Source organism: Selenomonas sp. oral taxon 138 str. F0429 (genome assembly GCF_000318175.2).
Taxonomy (GTDB): domain Bacteria; phylum Bacillota; class Negativicutes; order Selenomonadales; family Selenomonadaceae; genus Centipeda; species Centipeda timonae.
Map to the genome: position 1 here is coordinate 63398 of NZ_KB290925.1, position 15435 is coordinate 78832.

Below are 15435 nucleotides of genomic sequence, written 5' to 3' on the forward strand. Positions count from 1 at the left end.
GCTAAACTCTCTCGTAAATTTCAAAAATACAGTCTTCTCTGCGCCGACATCCTGTACGCACAAAGTCCGTCAGCGACGGCAAAAAGACATCCGCCACATACGTGCCCGCAAGACGCGTCACATACGCGCGATGCACATAGGGCAGGAGCAGACGATAGCATTCCTCGCCGCCAATTGCAAAGATCAGACGCTCCGCATCATACACGAGCCGTCCGAGCAGCGTCCACAACGCCGCAAGATCGTGCACAATATGAAAGCCATCCGCCCGCATAAGCGTCCGCGAGAGAACGATATTCTCCCGCCCTGTGAGTGGCTGCCGCCCCGGCAGACTCTCCATCGTGCGCCGCCCCATGATGACAATGCCGCCCATCGTCGTCTCGCGAAAATGTGCCATATCTTCCGCACAGTGCGTGAGCAGCTGTCCGTTTCGTCCGATACCGCCTGCCTCGTCGCATGCAGCCATGAGCATGAGCGGATACGGTACGGAGAGCTCGGGGACACGTACGATGCCCGTACGGTCGATTTCATCATAATATGAGGCGATGAATTTTTTATGAATGCGGAGCGCGGGCGCAATCTCATGGAGCGGAACGAGCACAAAGGCACGCTGCGTCAGATAGGGATGCGGCAGGATCAGACGCTCCTCCGCACAGGTCAGCCCCTCGATATGCAGGATGTCGAGGTCGATCGTGCGCGCACCCCAGTGCTCATGACGGACGCGCCCAAGCTCCTGCTCAATCCGTTGGAGATCGGCAAGGAGTTCATACGGCGTACCGTCAAACACAATGCGCGCCGCCGCATTCAGAAAGGGTGGCTGATCGGTCTTGCCCCACGGCGGCGTTTCGTAGAACGCAGAGACTCGCTCCACATTTACAGAAGGAAGCTCCGCCACGCGCCGCAATGCCGCGCGCATCGTCTCCCCGCGATCGCCGAGATTTGCCCCGAGCCCAATATAGGCAGTCCGTCTCACGTCTCTTCGCGCTCCCGCGTGATGGAGACGCCCACGTCCGAAAATATCCCCGGAATCGGCGCCGCCGGCTTGTGTACGGTAATACGGATGCTCTGAATCGTGGAGAATGCCGCGAGCACCCTGCCCGCGATGTCCTCGGCAAGCGATTCGATCAGCTTCTTCGTCTCGCCCTCGATGGTCTTGCGCACAATCTCATAGACCTCGGCATAGTTCACCGTCTCCGCAAGACTGTCGTGCATGCCCGCGCCATGCAGATCGAGCAGGAGCTCCGCATCCACGATGAAACGCTGACGCACGCCGTGCTCATGCGGCAATACGCCGTGTGCCGCCGCAAATGTCATGCCGCGCAAAAAAATTTTGTCCATATCAAGCTCCTAGTATTGCGTCCGTCATCCGACACATGCGTGCAATCGGCTTCACATCGTGCACACGCACAATGGACGCACCGCGCATGATGCCGAGGACGCACGCCGCCCCCGTCGCTTCCATGCGCTCCTCCACAGGCAGATCGAGCGCCGCTCCGATGAAACTCTTGCGGCTTGCCCCAAGGAGGACGGGATAATCGACGCCATCGTACGAGATGAGCTCATCCATCCGCCGCATAACGTGCATATTCTGCGCCGCCGTCTTGCCGAAGCCAATGCCGGGATCGAGGATGATATTCTCACGAGAAAGCCCCTCCACATCCGCAATCTCAAATGAACGCAGGAAAAAGCCGCGCATTGCGGCAATCACATCCCCATCATACGCCGTCCCGTTCTGATTGTGCATGACGACAACGGGCACATCCGCCTCTGCCGCTACCTGCGCCATCGCGCTCGGCTCCTCCGCATACTGCAGCCCCCAGATATCGTTCAGCAGATGCGCCCCCGCATGAAGCGCCACACGCGCCGTCTCCGCCTTGAACGTGTCCACAGAGACAGGCACGGGGCACTCCGGTAGAACGGCTTCGAGAAATGGAAGAAGCCGCTCGATTTCCTCCGCCGCACTCATCGGAACGAAGCCCGGGCGGCTCGACTCCGCACCGATGTCGATGATGTCCGCGCCGTCCCGCACCATCTCCTCCATATGACGCAGGGCATCATCCCTCCGATTCCACTTTCCGCCGTCCGAAAACGAGTCCGGCGTCACGTTCAGAATCCCCATGACGAGCGTCCGAGCGCCAAGCCGCAGCTTTTTCCCGTCACGAAAGCGATAAATTCTCTCTGCCGTCATTCCACTCTCCTATGCCCCATCAGCAAGACTCCGTATCATGTGCAATACCAAGCATCTGCCAAGCCTGCATCGCCATCACCTTATCTGCACGGAATCCCCCCCGGCACGCGGAGGTTGTCGTCCGTGTCCCGTGCGCACGTGCACCGCGCATCGTCATGCAGAGCTGCTGTGCATCGACAACCACAAGCACGCCCTCCGCGCCGAGTCCGCGCTCGATTTCATCTGCAATATCCGAAGTCAGCCGCTCCTGAATTTGGGGACGGCGCGCCATGCGGTCAACAAGGCGCGTGAAAACGCCAAAGCCCGCCACGCGTCCTGCGTGCGGGCGATAGACAATATGTGCCGTCCCAAAGAACGGAAGCAGATGATGTTCACAGATGGAGTGAAACGGAATCGTACGCACGGCAATGAGACCATCCATCTCCTCCGTCATCACATCCGCCCAGAGTTCCCCGACCTCCTCATGCAGCCCTGCAAAGAGCTCTGCGTAGAGCTGCGCTGAGCGCGCAGGTGTCTCCTCCATCCCCTGCGCCGTAAGATCGACGCCGACAGCCGTGAGGAATTCGTGCATGGCGCGCTCCGCACGCGGAAGGTCGACCGTTGGACGCCCCTTCTCCATCTTCCTCACCTCACTCTGCATTCTTTGCCCATGTGGAAATCTCCGCAATCTCGCGCGGCGATGTTCTGCAGCAGCCGCCGATGAGTCGCGCCCCTGCACTGCGCCAGCGGCGCGCAAGTGCGCCGAAGTCCTCCGCTGCGCCGTGCCATGTCTTATCCGAGGCATCGTAGCTTTCACCGGAGTTTGGATAGACGACGACGGGTTTCGCTGTTTCCTGATGGATCGTCCGAATCAGCTCTTCCACATACTGCGGTGCCGTGCAGTTCAGTCCAATCGCCGCAGCCTCCGGTACGCCGTCCAGGTAGCGCGCACATTCCGCGATCTCCGTCCCGTCGCTGATATGTGCCGCGTCTCGACAGGAGAACGAGAACCATGCGGGGATGCGAATCTTCTCCTCACGCAGGGCACGCACGAGAGCACGCGCCTCGATCAGACACGGCAGTGTCTCACAGGCGAGCAGGTCGGGCTGTGCCGCAGCGAGGACTCGGAGGCGCCCCGCATGAAATTCCGTAAGCGCATCCTCGTCAACATCATAGTCGCCGCGATACTCCGAGCCGTCCGCGAGATATGCCCCGAAGGGACCGACCGACGCCGCAACGAGCGGCGCAGGTTCATGCGTGCCGTGCTCGGCGAGATAGAGATCGCGCGCTTCCTGCGCCAGATGCACGGACTTCTGCAGGAGCGCTACAGCCTCCGCCTCGGAGAACCCCCGCTTCATAAAACCTGCAACAGTAGCCTGATAGCTCGCACTCGTCACCACATTGGCACCCGCACGCAGATAGTCGAGATGAACATCGCGCACAAGGTCGGGACGCTCAAAGAGCGCCTTTGCCGACCACAGTACATCATTCACGGAAAAGCCGCGTGCCTCAAGCTCCGTTGCAAACGCGCCGTCCAGCACGATCACATCCTGCGCCGCAAGGCGCTCCTCAATTACATTCAATCTCCTGTCTCCTCACGCAATGCCCCCCACTTCACTCCGTCGGCGGCTCCTTCCCAAACCACTTGCGGTAGATCTCGGCATATTTGCCGTTCTCCTTGATTGTGCGCAGTCCCGCATTCAGCTGTCCAAGCAGCTCCGCATTTCCTTTTTTGACAGCGATGCCCAAATCCTCCTGATTGATCTGCGCGGGCACAACCTTCGCGATGCCCTTGCCCTTGTTCTCAACATAGTACTCATCGACGGGCGTATCGTTCACGACCGCATCGACCCCTCCGTTGTAGAGATCGAGGAAGGCATCCGAGATCGTGCTGAACTCATGCAGATCGGCGTTTGGAATCCCGCGCGCCACCTCCGCGCCCGTCGATCCAATCGTCACACCGACGCGCAGCCCCTTCAGATCGTCAAAGCTGTTGATGCGCGTTTCATCCGCGCGCACGACCATGCTCAGCCCCGCCCGATAGTACGAGTCCGTGAAGTCCACCGTCCTTGCACGATCCTCGTTGATCGTCATGTCGGAGATGGCGATGTCGAGATCGCCCGTCTGCAGTGCAGGAATCAGCCCGTCAAAATTGAGATTCTTGATCGTGACCTCATGCCCCTGTGCCTCTGCAATCGCGCGGATGATGTCGATGTCAAAGCCGACATACTCATACGACTTCTCGTCCTGAAAACCGAACGGCGCATAGCTTGCATCCGTACCGACACGCCACACATTCTGCGTGCCTGCTGCATCAGAGCCGCCGCAGCCTGTAAGTCCCAGCGCGGAAGCGCCGAGAAGCACGGCACCCAAAAGATATGTTTTCAAATTCATACTAAATCACCCTCATTTCATATGTTTTGCATATCTTACATGAAATGAGGGTCTATGTCAAATATTTTATTTCAGCAGACCATGTGCCCGCAATGCTGCGTCGAGCTTCGCCGCATTCGCCGGATCCATCTCCGAGAGTGGCATGCGCAGGGAGCCCGCATCGTAGCCCAGGCGGCGCATTGCCGTCTTGACGGGGATCGGATTGACCTCGCAGAAGAGCGCATCGATGAGATCAGAGTATGCGATCTGAAGGCGTGCCGCCTCTGCCGTATCACCGTCGAAATAGTGCTGACAGATGTCATGCGTCGCACGCGGTGCAACATTCGACAGAACGGAGATCACCCCCAGACCGCCGAGCGAGAGGATGGGCAGAATCTGATCGTCGTTGCCCGAGTAGACCGCGAGCTCGTCGCCAACCGCCGCACGCAGACGCAGGATCGCCGAGAGATCTCCGCTCGCCTCCTTGACCGCGACGATGCGCGGATGCTTTGCGAGGGCGGCGTATGTCTCCGTCTTGATATTCACACCTGTGCGCGAGGGCACATTGTAGAGAATCGCAGGGATGTTCACGCTGTCCGCAATCTTCGTATAGTGGGCAATGAGTCCGTTCTGCGTACACTTATTGTAGTATGGGGTCACAAGAAGCAGCGCATCCGCCCCGACCTGCTCCGCATACTGCGAGAGTTCGACGGCGTAGGCAGTTTCATTCGAGCCCGTGCCCGCCACGACGGGAATGCGCCCCTTCACCTGCTCCACCGTATAGCGAATCGCCTCACGGTGCTCCGCATCCGTCATCGTTGCAGACTCGCCCGTCGTACCCGTGATGATGATGGCATCCGTTCCGCCCGCAATCTGATCCTCAATGATGCGCCCGAGTTCGGGATAGTTCACGCCTGTTTCCGTAAACGGCGTAATGATGGCAACGCCCGCTCCACGGAAAATTATCTTTTTCATGGCAGGTTCCCCCTTCAAATTCGTCTTCTGCTATTATCCCACGCGCGGCGTGAAAAGTCAAAAAATTTTAGGTTCGCAACGCAGGGCGAATCTCGCCGAAGAGCGCCTCATTCGCACGGATCTTCTCCTCTCCGCCGAGCACGCAGCGCACATCCGCGCGCATCGCCGCCTCGATCATATCTGCAAGCGCACGCACATCCTCCTGCCGTGCCGTGAGAATCTCCTCACGCGCACGCTGGCGATCCTCCCACGTGATGCCGCGCAGGTGGAACGTCGCCGCCATATCGCCCTTCATCTGCGATGTCAGCGGTGCATCTACATTGCTCATCGTGCCAATGATGAACTTGTCCATCTCACGGTCGGACACATCGAATGTGCGCACATAGTCCGGCGTCTCATCAAGTACGGCGAATGTCTCCGCAAGATTCGGGTCGCGGTAGGAGGCGAATACCATAAAGCCGTTGCGGTTGAACTGCGTCATCGCCCCATACGCGCCGCCCTGCACGCGGATGCGCGTCCAGAAATAATCATAGCGCAGCAGCGTCTCGAGCACGCGCAGGACGCCCGTATAGCTGTAGCCGAGCTTAATGAAATTCGCGCCCTTCGCCACATACTGCACGCGGCTCTGCGTCATCAACCCCTCATTGCGCGCAGCGATCTCCCATGTGTACGGAGCCGTGGGGAATATCTCGGTAGAAAGTTTCGCTTGGAAATCCGCAAGCCCCGCCGCGACCGTCTCATAGTCCGCCGCAGGTGCCGTGATGCTCACCATAAGGTCGCTGCGATTGAAAATCTGTGGGAGAATCCGTGCAAATGCCGCCTGCATCTCCGCGTGGCGTGCTGCGAAATCGTCCTTGAATGCGCGCAGGAAATCGTGGAACGGCAGACCACCGACCTCGGTGTAGCAGCCCGAGGGGGTCAGATATCCCGCAATGCGCGCGGCAACAACCTGATTCGCCGCACGCTGGAGCGAGAGCTCCATACCCGTCTTTTCCTCGTCCGCGATCTCGCGGACGCGCTTTGCACCCGAGAAATCGCTCTCCGTCATGATCTCCCCAAGCAGGTCGAAGAGGCGCGGCAGATTTTCCTTCAGCACCTTTGCGCGCAGCTTGAAGCGCGGTGCGAGGGAGTCCGGCTCACCCGCGCGCGTATAGGCGACAATGTCCGCCCCAATACCACCCGTATAGAGGCTGCGGAGCATGGCGAGCTCAGCGTAGCTGTGCCGCGCGGTATCAACTGCACCGAACATCTCCGCGAGGAGATAGGCATAGGACAGATCCTCCTGCGCAACCGCCGCCATTGGGAAGTAGAAATTCAAATAGACAATGCCGTTCGTCTCAAGATCGGAGAACAGCACCTTCGTCCCCGCGCAGTCGCGCACATCGAGCGGCAGACGCTCCGCATCCGCACGGATGTCCGAGCGCGCGAGGATCGGAATCGAGGCAAGTGCCTCCTCCGTGTCCGGCTCCTCCTGTGCCGCCCGCAGTGCCGCGCAGGAGTCCATGACAGCCGCAATCTCGTCCGCAGACATTGCGGCCTTTTTCTCCGCGAGAATCTTCTCCTGCGCCGCCTCGCGCTCCGCACCGAGCGTGCGGCTCGGGGCGAGCGTCACGAGCGCCTCATGCGGATTCTCGAGGAAGGACTCCCAAATCACCTGCTCGAAATAGCCGTCCGCAAGCCCTTCCTTGAGCTCTTTGAGCACGTCCTCATAGCGCAGATAGTCTTCGGGCGTGCCGTCGTAGAGCCACGTCTTCATCATGCGGATTCCGTAGATGAGCCCCTTCGGCGAGGAGCCAAAGTCCGACTCGCGCAGACGGAACTCGAGCGTATTCAGCGACGCCTGTACGAGCGTATGATCCAGCCCGCCGTCTGCGAGTTTTGTCAGCGTCTCCTTGACGATCCACACGAATTCATCGGCGCGCGCCGTCTCCGATTTGCTCACAACGATGCTGAAGAACGGCTGCAATACGTCGCTCTCGTAGTTCGAGTCGACATCGCGCCCAAGCCCCGCGTCGATGAGCGCCTGGCGCAGCGGCGCGCCCTGCATCCTAAGGAGTGCGTGATCGAGAATCTGCAGCGCCATGACGCGCTTGCGGTCGCTCGTGTCACCAATCACCCAGTTCAGCGAAAGGAAGCTGTTCTCCTCGAGCGACTCCTCAGTCCCAATGGGATAGAAATGCTCTGCTGTGACCTGCCCTGCAAACGGCTGCTGACGGTCGATGCGCGAGGGTACGGGAATCCGCTCGAAATGCGAGAGATACGCACTGTCGAGATAGGCGAGCTTTTCCTCGATATCGAGGTCACCATAGAGGTAGATATAGCTGTTCGAGGGATGATAATAGCGCGCATGGAAGTCGAGGAACATCTCCTGCGTGAGGCCGGGGATCGCATCGGGGTCGCCGCCCGACTCGCAGCCATACGTTGTATCGGGATAGAGCGCCGCCATGATGCGGCTGCCGAGGAGATCATCGGGCGCGGAGAGCGCGCCCTTCATCTCGTTATAGACCACACCGCTGTAACGCAGAGGAGCGTCCGCATCATCCAGCTCGTAATGCCAGCCCTCCTGCATGAGCACCTGCGGATTCGTGCGCATTGAGGGATAGAAGACCGCATCGAGGTACACGTCCATGAGGTTCTGGAAGTCGCGGGCATTGCGGCTCGCAACGGGGTACATCGTCTTGTCGGGGAAGGTCATCGCGTTGAGGAAGGTGTTGAGCGAGCCCTTCACAAGCTCCACAAACGGTTCCTTCAGCGGATATTTGCGCGAGCCGCAGAGCACGGAGTGCTCGACGATATGCGCCACGCCCGTATCATCGACGGGCGGCGTGCGGAAGCTGATCGAAAAGACCTTGTTGTCGTCCGCCGTCTCAAGGAAGAAGAGCCGCGCGCGCGTCTTCTCGTGCACAAATGTATGCGCACGCCCTTCTGCCTCTGCGATTTCCTCCAAGCGAACGAGGCGAAAGCCGTGTATTACGTCATCTATCTTCATGTATGTGTTCCTCCTTCTGTCATTCCTGCCATTATAGCATAGAGAATGAATTTCTCAAAACAAAAGGACTGCCGCCATAGCAACAGTCCGAACATATTTGCTCTTGTAAGTGGGGCGATGTCCCTAAGCGAACCCTAGTGAAGCAAGTGAGTAAAGCGGGCGACTCGCCCCCTGCGGATTTCTTTCGTTCAAGCGAAGCGCGTTTAAGAAGTCCGCAGGTATTTAGGCGAACGAGCACGCGATCACTTGCGTAACTAAGCGTTCGCGAGGGACACGCCCCCGAACTATTCACACCGGAGGGAATGCCTTTGCGGGGTACATCTCCTGCGCCGCCGCATCATATCGCCCAATGCCGAGGAAGGCCCCTTCTGCATAGACGCGGTAGAATCCCTCTGCAAGCGGAAGACGACGCTCGGAGGTCGAGAGGCCGCTGTAGAACGCCTTGAGGCGCTGCGGATCGAGCTCATAGCACGGCAGATCGAGTGCCGTGTCGGGCGCGCACACGGCACGCTCCCCCACCTCCGCTAATTCTTCGAGCGTATAGGCGTCAGCGAGGACAAAGCCGCCCACGCGCGTGCGCAGGAGGAAGTGCATCGTCGCGGGCAGTCCGAGCGCCGTGCCGATATCCGTGCAGAGCGAGCGGATATATGTCCCCTTCGCGCAGTCCACATCGATAAGAATGCGTCGACGTACGGCATCGACGTGCACAAGTTCCAGACGGTGAATCGTAACCGTGCGCGCCTCAATCTCCACCTCTGCGCCCTGACGCGCAAGATCGTAGGCACGCTGTCCGCCGATCTTGATCGCGGAGTAGGCGGGCGGACGCTGTTGGATCTCCCCGACAAAGCGCGCAAGCACGGCGCGCATCTCCTCCTCCGTGGGCAGTGTCGGATGCGGGACACTCTCGATCACTTCGCCGTACACATCCCCCGTATCCGTCGCATATCCAAACGCAATCTCCGCGCGATAGGACTTGTCCGCGCCCTCCATATACTCCACGAGGCGCGCCGCGCGTCCGAGTGCAACGGGCAGGATGCCCGCCGCCGCTGGATCGAGCGTGCCCGCATGCCCCACGCGCTTCTGCTTAAAAATACGCCGCACAATGTCGATGACATCGTGCGACGAAAGCCCTGTGGGTTTTAATACGTTGATAAATCCGTCCACGTCTTAACGGTTCAGCTCCTCCCCGATTGCCGCGAGGATCTTTTTCTTCGCCTCGTCAAAGGGCGCGTAAATCGTGCAGCCCGCCGCGCGGACGTGCCCGCCGCCGCCGAATCCCTGCGCGATGCGCGAGACATTCGTACCCTTCGAGCGCATGCTGACGCGATACGTATCCTTCTCGAGCCACTTCATGAAGAAGACGACCTGCGTCCCCTCGATCACGCGCAGCTTGTCGAGCAGCCCCTCCGTCGTCGTGACCTCCTTCGCCTTTTCCTCGTCGATGAAGACCGCCGCAACCATGCCGTCATGGAACATCTCGAGGTTGCGGATCGCGCGCACCTGTGCCATGACCTCATCGTAGGATTTGAGCTCCATTGCAACGGAGATGATATTCGGCTTTACACCCACCTCGATGAGATCGGCCGCCGCGCGCATCGTATGCGGCGTCGTATTCGAGAAGCGGAAGAAGCCCGTATCCGTCGCCATGCCCGTATAGAGGCAGGTCGCAACATCGAGCGAGAACGTGCCGCCCATCGCGCCGATCAGGTCGTGCATGATCTCGCAGGTTGCGGCGTAGTCCGGATTCAGATAGAGGTACTCTGCCTCCTCGTCATTCGTCACATGATGGTCGATGTTCAGCACGCGCACTGCATCCACGGAGGAAACAACATTTCCTGTACGCTTCAGCTCGACATCGCAGACGATGAGGAGATCAGCGGTATAGCGCACGCCCTCTGCAGGGCGCTCGATCATCTCAAGCCCCGGCAGCACCTTGAAGATGCGCGGCAGGTCATCGTCAATCAGGACGCGCGCGTCCTTGCCCTGCGCTCTCAGATAGTGCATGAGCCCAAGCGTCGAGCCGATGGAGTCCCCATCGGGTCGAATGTGCGAGGTGAGGATGATGGTCTGCGCATCGCCAATGATCTTTGCGGCTTCGTCCAATGTGATCTTCATGCGTCCTCCCCCTTTTCCCCTGCGGGCTTATCCTCGTGAATCTCGTTCAGTAACCGCTGAATGTGGTCGCTGTAGTTCAGCGAGGTGTCGAGCGCAAAGCTGATCTCGGGCGTGAAGCGCAGGCGGATGCGCTTCCCGATCTCACGGCGCACGAAGCCGAGCGAACTCTCCAGTCCATACAGCGTATCGCGTGCCTTCTTCTCGTCCCCCATAACGCTGACGTAGATCTTCGCCTCGCGCAGATCCTCCGTGCACGCGACGGAGGTCACGGTCACAAAGCCGATGCGCGGATCTTTGAGCTCATTAAAGATAATGTCGCTGATTTCCTGCTTGATAAGTTCCTGTAGTTTTTCAACGCGAACCTTTGCCAAGGTGCGCCTCCTCTCTCTATACAAAGGGGCACAGCCCTCCGCCCCGCACGGCGGGACGATGGACTGCACCTCTGTATCACACAAGTATTTACTCGGCGTTTTCTTCCGCCGCTGCCGCTGCTGCAGCCGCAGCAGCCTGCGCCTCGCGCTTCTGCTCTGCCGCCTTGTTCGCCTCGGCAATGGAGGTCTCGATCTCCTCCATCGTGTATGCCTCGATGATGTCGCCCTCCTGGAAATCGCGGAAATCGACGATGGAGATACCGCACTCGTAGCCGGCGGCGACCTCCTTCACCTCATCCTTGAAGCGGCGCAGGGAATCGATCTCCCCGTCGAAAAGCTCGACGTTGTCGCGTAAGATGCGGATCTTCGAGTTGTTGTGAATCTTGCCCTCGAGGACGTATGAGCCCGCGACCAGCGCCTTGGAGAAGCGCATGACCTGACGAATCTCGACGCGTCCCTGAATGACCTCCTTGTACTTCGGCTTGAGCATGCCGCTCATCGCGTCCTTGACATCGTTCAGCGCGTCGTAGATGACGCGGTAGGTGCGGATGTCCACATCCTCCGTGTCTGCGAGACGGCGCGCATTTGCGTCCGGACGAACGTTGAATGCAATGACGATTGCCTTCGATGCCGTTGCGAGCATGATGTCCGACTCGCTGACCGCGCCGACGCCCGAGTGGACGATGTTGACGCGCACTTCGTCGTTCTTGTTGAGGCCGAGCAGCGCCGAGTTGAGTGCCTCGACCGAGCCCTGCACGTCCGCCTTGACGACGATGTTGAGATCCTTGATGTCGCCCTGCTGAATCTGCTGGAAGAGCGCGTCAAGCGAAACGCTCTTCGACTTGATGAGGTCGCGGCGCTGGTTGCCGAGGCGTGCCTCTGCAATCGAGCGCGCCTGCTTCTCATCGACGGCGGCGAGGATGTCGCCCGCCGACGGCACATCGTTCAGACCGAGGATCTCTACAGGCATGGAGGGACCCGCCTTTTTCACGTTGTCGCCGCGATCGTTGATCATCGCGCGGACGTGACCATATGCCGTACCGACGACGATGGAGTCGCCGATGCGGAGCGTGCCGCTCTGAACGAGCACCGTTGCGACAGAGCCGCGTCCCTTGTCGAGCTTTGCCTCGATGATGACGCCGCGTGCCTCGCGGTTCGGGTTTGCCTTCAGTTCCTCGACCTCGGCAACGAGCAGGATGTTCTCGAGCAGGTCGTCGATGCCGATGCGCTGCTTTGCCGAGACGGGCACCATGATCGTGTCGCCGCCGTATTCCTCGGAGACCAGCCCATACTCCATGAGCTCCTGCTTGACGCGGTCAGGATTTGCGCCCGGCTTGTCAATCTTGTTGATTGCAATGATGATGGGCACCTGCGCCGACTTCGCGTGATCGATTGCCTCGACGGTCTGCGGCATGACCCCGTCATCCGCCGCAACGACGAGAATCGCCACGTCCGTAATCTGTGCACCGCGTGCACGCATCGCCGTGAACGCCTCATGACCCGGCGTATCGAGGAAGACGATCTTCTTGCCTTGGCAGACGACCTGATAGGCGCCGATGTGCTGCGTGATGCCACCCGCCTCGTGCGAGCTGACGGAGGTATTGCGGATCGCATCAAGCAGCGAGGTCTTGCCGTGGTCAACGTGACCCATGACGGTGACGACCGGCGGGCGATCCTTGAGTGTCTTCGGATCGTCCTCGATCTCCGGGATCAGCGTCGGATCGACATCCGGCGGCAGCTCCTCCGTTGTCACGCCGAACTCGGCTGCAACGAGGGATGCCGTATCATAGTCGATCTCCTGATTGATGCTCGCCATGACGCCCATGAGCATGAGCTTCTTGATGATGTCAGACGCCGTATAGCTCATCTTGGACGCGAGATCCTTGACGGCAATGGTCTCCGGCAGCTTGATGTGCTTCGGACGCGCGATCTCCGCCTTCACTGCGGGTGCGGGCGCTGCTGCACGCCCCTTGCGTCCCTTGCGCGCACCGCCGCGGCTGCGCTCTGCCTGACGCAGATCTGTGTGCTCCTCGCGGTCACGACGTGCACCGCCGCGTCCGCCGCGGCTACGGTCACCGCCGGCGGCGTTGTTATCGCCGCCGCGCCGACGTCGATTGTCGCTGCGCCCCTCTGTCGCGGGCGGCGGCGGAATCGCCGCTGCCGGTGCTCCGGGACGTGCGCCACTGCGTCCGCCCGCAGGACGTGCGGGACGATCACCAGGTCTCCCCGATCCACCGCCGGACGAACGGGGACGGTCAGAGCTCTCCGCACGCGTCTTGGAGGGTGCCTGACGCACGATCACAATGCCGGGTGTCTTCGTGCGCGCGCGCAGCACGGGTTTCTCCTCGGCTGCGGGTGGCTGCGGCGCCGCCTTCTCAACAGCTGCCGGTGGGGCACTCTGCTCCGCTGCGGGTTTTTCCGCTGCCCGTGCAGAAGCTGCAGCAGGACGCTTTTCCTTCTCTTTCTTTGCCGGACGCTCGGCAGCCTTCGGAGCGGGGGATTTGCTCTGCAGGGATTCCTTGCGTACGGGTTTTGCCGTGCGGCCGAGCTCAGCCTTGACCGCCGCACGCTCCTCTTCACCGACTGCACTGAACATATTCTTTACTTTGTAGTTCTTGCTCTTGAGAATATCAATAATGGTATCTTTGTCCGTCTTGAATTCCTTTGCCAAATCGGTGATTCTGTATTTCGATTCTGACATCAATCCACCCCCGTCGGTATATCCTGCAAATAGGCACTGAGCCTGTCCGCAAATCCTCTATCTATCAGCACAGCAACCGCACGATACTCCTTACCGAGACAGTGCCCGAGCTGCTGCATAGTCAGTAATTCCGCCGATGGCACATTCAGCTGCGCCGCCATGCGGGTAAATTTCGCCTTGGTCTCCTCCGAAGCATCAACTGCGAGCAGAAGGTATGTACCCTGCTTGCGCTTCAATGCCTCTTCCACAACGAACGCACCGGATAGGATGCGCCGTGCGCGTGCCGCCATGCTGAGGAGGTTCATCGCGCGCTGCTCTATCCCTGCGTTCATGTCCCATCCTCCTCGTGCTGCACAATCTCCTCGAGTGCGTCATAGACGGCGGGGGCAACCCGCCCCTTGAACGACCACGATAGGCCGTTCTGTCTGCGCGCCTTGCGGAGGCATTCGGGCGAGGGACAGAGATATGCACCACGCCCGGGGCTCTTGCCCGTCGGGTCAATGGCGACCGTCCCGTCAGGACTCTTTACAATGCGCAAGAGTTCACGCTTTGGATGCAGTGTACGGCAGCCGACGCACAGCCGCTCGGGCTGTCTCGCCTCTGCCATTATGCCTCCTCTTCGGCGGGCTCCTCCACAGCGGTATCTTCCGCCGCTTCCTCCGCCATCAGCTCCGCTGCCTGTGACTCGCTCTTGATGTCGATCTTCCAACCCGTCAGCTTTGCCGCGAGGCGGGCGTTCTGCCCCTCCTTGCCAATGGCAAGTGAGAGCTGGTAGTCCGGAACAATCACGCGTGAGACCTTCTCCGCCTCATTTACGGCAACCGAGATCACCTTGGCGGGGTTCAGTGAGTTCGCAATGTAGGTCGCGGGATCATCGCTCCATTTCACAATGTCGATCTTCTCCCCCGCGAGTTCATCGACCACCGCCTGTACGCGCATATAGTGTGGGCCGACACAGGCGCCGATGGGGTCGACGCGCTCCTCAGACGAGTAGACGGCCACCTTCGAGCGGCTGCCCGCCTCGCGTGCAATCGACTTGATCTCGACCACGCCCTCCTGCATCTCAGGCACCTGCAGCTCGAAGAGCTTCTTGAGGAGCCCCGGATGCGTGCGAGAAAGCATGATCTGCGGACCGCGCGCCGTACTCTTCACCTCGATGATATAGGCGCGTAGCGTGTCGCCGTAGTTGTATTCCTCCGTCGGCAGCTGCTCCGTCGCCATGAGCAGCGCCTCTGCACGCCCGATGTCGACGAACACGTTGCGCCCCTCGACACGCTGCACAATGCCCGTGACGATATCCGCTGAGCGATCCTTGTACTCGTCATAGACATTGCTGCGCTCCGCCTCACGCAGGCGCTGCATGACGACCTGCTTCGCCGTCTGCGCCGCAATGCGTCCGAAGTTCGCAGGGGTCATCTCGATCTCGACCACATCATCGACATCGTAGTCCGGATTGATGGCACGCGCCTGTTCGAGGGAGATATCCGTGATGTCGCTCTCAACCTCCTCGACAACCGTCTTGCGGGCAAAGACGTGAAATGCGCCCGTCTCGCGCGACAGAGAGATGCGAACGTTTTGATCCGAGCAGCTGAAATTGCGCTTATATGCCGAGATCAGCGCCGCCTCAATGGTCTGGAAGAGCTTTTCCTCATCGATGCCCTTCTCGTACGCAAGCTCCTGCAATGTCTGCAGAAACTCCTTTCCGCCGTTCGTCTCCTTGGTGCTTTTTCTTGCCAAAACCCAATCC

The 15435-nt window shown here is 59.9% G+C and carries 15 protein-coding genes; all 15 read right to left on the reverse strand.

Annotated elements, in window-relative coordinates; translation table 11 throughout:
• Position 1 precedes the first annotated feature (1 nt).
• The 15 genes from folK to nusA all read right to left on the reverse strand — a co-directional run bounded on the left by folK (position 2) and on the right by nusA (position 15425).
• Complete coding sequence (gene folK / locus HMPREF9163_RS00340) at positions 2-970, reverse strand: 2-amino-4-hydroxy-6-hydroxymethyldihydropteridine diphosphokinase (RefSeq protein ID WP_009439620.1); 969 nt, start codon at positions 968-970, stop codon at positions 2-4.
• On the reverse strand, positions 967-1335 hold the full coding sequence (gene folB, locus HMPREF9163_RS00345; protein WP_009439621.1) for a dihydroneopterin aldolase: 369 nt from the start codon (positions 1333-1335) through the stop codon (positions 967-969). The genes folK and folB overlap by 4 nt, the downstream gene beginning before the upstream one ends.
• Before the next feature lies 1 nt (position 1336).
• Positions 1337-2185 (reverse strand): dihydropteroate synthase, encoded by an 849-nt coding sequence (gene folP, locus HMPREF9163_RS00350; RefSeq protein WP_009439622.1) that lies wholly within the window; start codon positions 2183-2185, stop codon positions 1337-1339.
• Positions 2186-2204: 19 nt separating this feature from the next.
• Positions 2205-2804 (reverse strand): GTP cyclohydrolase I, encoded by a 600-nt coding sequence (gene folE / locus HMPREF9163_RS00355; protein ID WP_037345448.1) that lies wholly within the window; start codon positions 2802-2804, stop codon positions 2205-2207.
• A gap of 10 nt (positions 2805-2814) precedes the next feature.
• Complete coding sequence (gene mmuM / locus HMPREF9163_RS00360) at positions 2815-3747, reverse strand: homocysteine S-methyltransferase (protein WP_009439624.1); 933 nt, start codon at positions 3745-3747, stop codon at positions 2815-2817.
• 31 nt (positions 3748-3778) lie between these two features.
• Positions 3779-4558, reverse strand: coding sequence for a basic amino acid ABC transporter substrate-binding protein (locus tag HMPREF9163_RS00365; RefSeq protein ID WP_009439625.1), 780 nt, complete (start codon positions 4556-4558; stop codon positions 3779-3781).
• 66 nt (positions 4559-4624) lie between these two features.
• Positions 4625-5512 (reverse strand): 4-hydroxy-tetrahydrodipicolinate synthase, encoded by an 888-nt coding sequence (gene dapA, locus HMPREF9163_RS00370; protein ID WP_009439626.1) that lies wholly within the window; start codon positions 5510-5512, stop codon positions 4625-4627.
• Between the two features lie 67 nt (positions 5513-5579).
• Positions 5580-8501 (reverse strand): insulinase family protein, encoded by a 2922-nt coding sequence (locus tag HMPREF9163_RS00375; protein WP_009439627.1) that lies wholly within the window; start codon positions 8499-8501, stop codon positions 5580-5582.
• Between the two features lie 288 nt (positions 8502-8789).
• Positions 8790-9665 (reverse strand): tRNA pseudouridine(55) synthase TruB, encoded by an 876-nt coding sequence (truB, locus tag HMPREF9163_RS00380; RefSeq protein ID WP_009439628.1) that lies wholly within the window; start codon positions 9663-9665, stop codon positions 8790-8792.
• 3 nt (positions 9666-9668) lie between these two features.
• On the reverse strand, positions 9669-10616 hold the full coding sequence (locus tag HMPREF9163_RS00385; RefSeq protein ID WP_009439629.1) for a bifunctional oligoribonuclease/PAP phosphatase NrnA: 948 nt from the start codon (positions 10614-10616) through the stop codon (positions 9669-9671).
• Positions 10613-10987, reverse strand: a complete 375-nt coding sequence (rbfA, locus tag HMPREF9163_RS00390) for a 30S ribosome-binding factor RbfA (RefSeq protein WP_037345452.1) — start codon at positions 10985-10987, stop codon at positions 10613-10615. The genes HMPREF9163_RS00385 and rbfA overlap by 4 nt, the downstream gene beginning before the upstream one ends.
• An 88-nt stretch (positions 10988-11075) precedes the next feature.
• Positions 11076-13688, reverse strand: coding sequence for a translation initiation factor IF-2 (gene infB, locus HMPREF9163_RS00395; RefSeq protein WP_009439631.1), 2613 nt, complete (start codon positions 13686-13688; stop codon positions 11076-11078).
• Entirely contained in the window at positions 13688-14020 is a 333-nt protein-coding gene (locus HMPREF9163_RS00400) for a ribosomal L7Ae/L30e/S12e/Gadd45 family protein (RefSeq protein WP_009439632.1), read from the reverse strand. Before HMPREF9163_RS00400 ends, infB begins: the two co-directional genes overlap by 1 nt.
• The gene (gene rnpM / locus HMPREF9163_RS00405; protein ID WP_009439633.1) at positions 14017-14295 is read right to left on the reverse strand and encodes an RNase P modulator RnpM; all 279 of its coding nucleotides are present in this window, start codon (positions 14293-14295) and stop codon (positions 14017-14019) included. Before rnpM ends, HMPREF9163_RS00400 begins: the two co-directional genes overlap by 4 nt.
• Positions 14295-15425 carry a transcription termination factor NusA gene (nusA, locus tag HMPREF9163_RS00410; RefSeq protein ID WP_009439634.1) on the reverse strand — a complete coding sequence of 377 codons (1131 nt, stop codon included), beginning with the start codon at positions 15423-15425 and terminating at the stop codon, positions 14295-14297. The genes rnpM and nusA overlap by 1 nt, the downstream gene beginning before the upstream one ends.
• Positions 15426-15435: the final 10 nt, after the last annotated feature.

Bases quoted from the DNA above. Each gene is read 5' to 3' on its own strand.
- folB (WP_009439621.1), bottom strand. From the start codon at position 1,335: ATGGACAAAATTTTTTTGCGCGGCATGACATTTGCGGCGGCACACGGC.
- folP (WP_009439622.1), bottom strand. From the start codon at position 2,185: ATGACGGCAGAGAGAATTTATCGCTTTCGTGACGGGAAAAAGCTGCGG.
- folE (WP_037345448.1), bottom strand. From the start codon at position 2,804: ATGGAGAAGGGGCGTCCAACGGTCGACCTTCCGCGTGCGGAGCGCGCC.
- HMPREF9163_RS00365 (WP_009439625.1), bottom strand. From the start codon at position 4,558: ATGAATTTGAAAACATATCTTTTGGGTGCCGTGCTTCTCGGCGCTTCC.
- dapA (WP_009439626.1), bottom strand. From the start codon at position 5,512: ATGAAAAAGATAATTTTCCGTGGAGCGGGCGTTGCCATCATTACGCCG.
- HMPREF9163_RS00375 (WP_009439627.1), bottom strand. From the start codon at position 8,501: ATGAAGATAGATGACGTAATACACGGCTTTCGCCTCGTTCGCTTGGAG.
- HMPREF9163_RS00385 (WP_009439629.1), bottom strand. From the start codon at position 10,616: ATGAAGATCACATTGGACGAAGCCGCAAAGATCATTGGCGATGCGCAG.
- infB (WP_009439631.1), bottom strand. From the start codon at position 13,688: ATGTCAGAATCGAAATACAGAATCACCGATTTGGCAAAGGAATTCAAG.
- HMPREF9163_RS00400 (WP_009439632.1), bottom strand. From the start codon at position 14,020: ATGAACGCAGGGATAGAGCAGCGCGCGATGAACCTCCTCAGCATGGCG.
- rnpM (WP_009439633.1), bottom strand. From the start codon at position 14,295: ATGGCAGAGGCGAGACAGCCCGAGCGGCTGTGCGTCGGCTGCCGTACA.